The sequence below is a fragment of the Acidocella facilis ATCC 35904 genome (assembly GCF_000687875.1).
Lineage (GTDB): Bacteria > Pseudomonadota > Alphaproteobacteria > Acetobacterales > Acetobacteraceae > Acidocella > Acidocella facilis.
Map to the genome: position 1 here is coordinate 1 of NZ_JHYG01000041.1, position 2,652 is coordinate 2,652.

The following is a 2,652-nucleotide window of genomic DNA, read 5'->3' on the forward strand; positions in this document are numbered from 1 at the left end:
GTAACCGATGCGAGGCCCCCACTGCATGGGGCTGGACTTTACCGTGATGTCTCTGCGACGCGCTGGGGCATCCAGAAGTCTCTGATTGCTGGCACGACGATGGGTATGTCGTGATAGGCGGTCTTGAGGTACGATTTTATGTCGATGCCTTTGGGCGGCGGCCCGGCGGGGATAGCCAGTTCGTCGGCGCAGTAGAGCAGGATTGGCAGCAGGAGGCCGTATTGAATGTTTTTTGCGTTGAGTAATGGCGCCCACGCCTTCCAGCGCAATTTCATCGCGGCGACAAACCCCATGCACCAAGGCCCGGCGAACACCATGCCAGCGTCGGTGCGTTGGAAGATCGGCGCGTATTTTGATGGCGCCGTGGACAGGGTTTCGCCGATGCCGTTGAACCGGGCCGCGATCGCCATGATGGCGTTGAGCTGTTTGCCGTGCGCCGTGGCGATATTGCCCTTCTCGCCGAGCAGATCAAAGAACCACTCATGCGGTGGGATTGAGCAGGGACCGACGACGATGGCGGCGAGGTAGCCATCGAGCATCGACATGCCGTCAACCTTCGGCGCCGGCTTGAGGCGTTCCAGCCAGGCATCCAGGGCCTCAAAATCCATGGGCAGCTTGCCAGTTGACGCTGCACCCGTCCGCGGCCGCCTCATGCGGCTTGCGCCGGTTGTGCTTGGGCTGCCTTCCAGTACCAGGGCAGCAATTCGCTCAGCGCATTGACCTTGGTCTGGCCCGAGACGATGCGCGCCAGCACGTCGGCAAGATAGGTCTGCGGGTCGAGCTCATGCAGTTTGGCCGTGTTGATCAGTGACGCTAAAATCGCCCAGTTCTCACCGCCAACAGCAGAGCCGGCGAATAATGCGTTCTTGCGGCCCAGGCTGATCGCCCTGATGGTGCGTTCCACGGTGTTATTGTCGACCTCGACACGGCCATCAGTCAGGAACACGCCAAGCCCGTTCCAGTGCCCCAACGTATAGCGAATGGCTTTGGCCAGCGCGGATTTGGCGGAGATTTCGCTTAAGCGATCCAGCAGCCAGGGCTTGAACGCATCGAATAAGTCTTGCGTCTCAGCCTGGCGTACGGCCAGGCGCTGCTCGGCACTGGTGCCGCGGATGCGTGCCTCGATCCTGTAGATGGCGGCAATGCGCTGCAGCGCCTCGGCCGAGACAGGACAGTCCGTCGATTTATGGATCTCGAAAAACTTGCGCCGCGCATGCGCCAGACAGAATGACAAGGTGATAGGGCCGCCGGGACGCTCCGGCCGGGTCAGCCGGTTATAGCCGGGATAGGCATCCACCTGCAGCACGCAGGTTCTGCCCGCCAGATGCTCCTCGACATGCCGGCCCTTGCGGTCTTCGGCGTAGAGATAAACCACCGCCGGCGGCGCCGGGCCGCGCCACGGCCGGTCATCCATCGCATAAGCCCAGAGCCGGGCAATGCGTGTTCGCTTTCTGGTCCGGTCCAACACCGGCAGCGGCGTATCATCGCAAAAAATCCTCGGCGCTGCCATGATGTTTGCGGCGAGCACCGCATGCAGCGGCCTCAGCCACCAGGCCAGCCGGCTGATCCAATGTACCAAGGTCGAGACATCCAGCTCAATCCCCTGGCCGGCAAGCATTTTAACCTGCCGGTGCAGCGGCAGGTGCCAGGCAAACTTCATCACCGCGATATGCACCAGCAGATCGATTGTCGGCATGCCGCCATCGACTGGCCGCGGCGGTGCTTTGGCCTGCACCACGGCACCTTCACAGGCCCGGCAACCATATCGCGGCCGGTGGATGCGTTTGACCCGCAGAATGGCCGGCACGACGTCGAGCATCTCGCTGACGTCCTCGCTGATCAGATGCAGGCTGCCCGCACAGCAAGGGCAGACTTTGCGGTCAGGCTCGATTGTGATGTCCACACGCGGCAGATGTGCCGGTAGCCCGCCGATATTGCGCACCGCTTTTGGCCGCGCTGGCCGGTTGGAATTCGCAGGCTTCGGCAATTTGGCTGGTTCCACCGGCGCGGCGGAGAGATCATCCAAAGCAAGCGGCAACTGGTTCACTGGCTCAATCTGCTTCTCGGATCGGGCGCCGTACAGGGCTCGCTGCAAAGCTGCCACAACCGCCTTCAGGTTCTCGTTCTCCGCCCGCAATGCCGCGTTCAATGCCAGCAAATATACCGGATCTTGCGGGGAGTTTTGACCATCCGACATGCCGGAAAGTTACCAAACATGCCGGGTGTTTCGCCAGAAAATTAAGGCGCCTTCTGTAATTTTTCTGGCGGGATTGTTGGCCTCATTGGCGGCGCAGAGCGCGCTGGTATCTGCGTCCAATCCATCCCGGCAAATAGCATGCGCAGCTGCGAGGTACTTAAGCTGACCGCGCCATCCTGCACCGGCGGCCAGGTAAAACCGCCGGCCTCCAGCCGCTTGGTCACCAGGCAGAGGCCGGAGCCATCCCAGAGCAGCATCTTGATGCGGTCGGCTCGCTTGGCCCGGAAGACGAACACATCCCCGGCAAATGGGTCCGATGCCAACGCTTGTGTCACCATGGCAGCGAGCCCATCCATGCCTTTACGAAAATCAACCGGCTTGGACGCTACCATCACCCGCAGCCCCGGCCGGGACGGAATACCCAGGATCATCGTGCCGGCCCGAACAGCCCCAGC

General features: G+C 61.8%; 3 protein-coding genes. All 3 read right to left on the reverse strand.

Annotation, left to right across the window (positions count from 1 at the left end; translation table 11 throughout):
* Positions 1 to 38 precede the first annotated feature (38 nt).
* On the reverse strand, positions 39 to 608 hold the full coding sequence (locus T331_RS0116665; RefSeq protein WP_026440839.1) for a UPF0149 family protein: 570 nt from the start codon (positions 606 to 608) through the stop codon (positions 39 to 41).
* Positions 609 to 649: 41 nt separating this feature from the next.
* Positions 650 to 2,197, reverse strand: a complete 1,548-nt coding sequence (gene tnpC / locus T331_RS0116670; RefSeq protein WP_026440840.1) for an IS66 family transposase — start codon at positions 2,195 to 2,197, stop codon at positions 650 to 652.
* Positions 2,198 to 2,238: 41 nt separating this feature from the next.
* Positions 2,239 to 2,652: IS66 family insertion sequence element accessory protein TnpB (gene tnpB, locus T331_RS18895; protein ID WP_322786144.1), on the reverse strand; the 414-nt coding region annotated here is incomplete at its 5' end.

What these genes read in the sequence shown, in the direction of transcription:
- T331_RS0116665 (WP_026440839.1), bottom strand. Translation starts at nt 608, where the DNA reads ATGGATTTTGAGGCCCTGGATGCCTGGCTGGAACGCCTCAAGCCGGCG.
- tnpC (WP_026440840.1), bottom strand. Translation starts at nt 2,197, where the DNA reads ATGTCGGATGGTCAAAACTCCCCGCAAGATCCGGTATATTTGCTGGCA.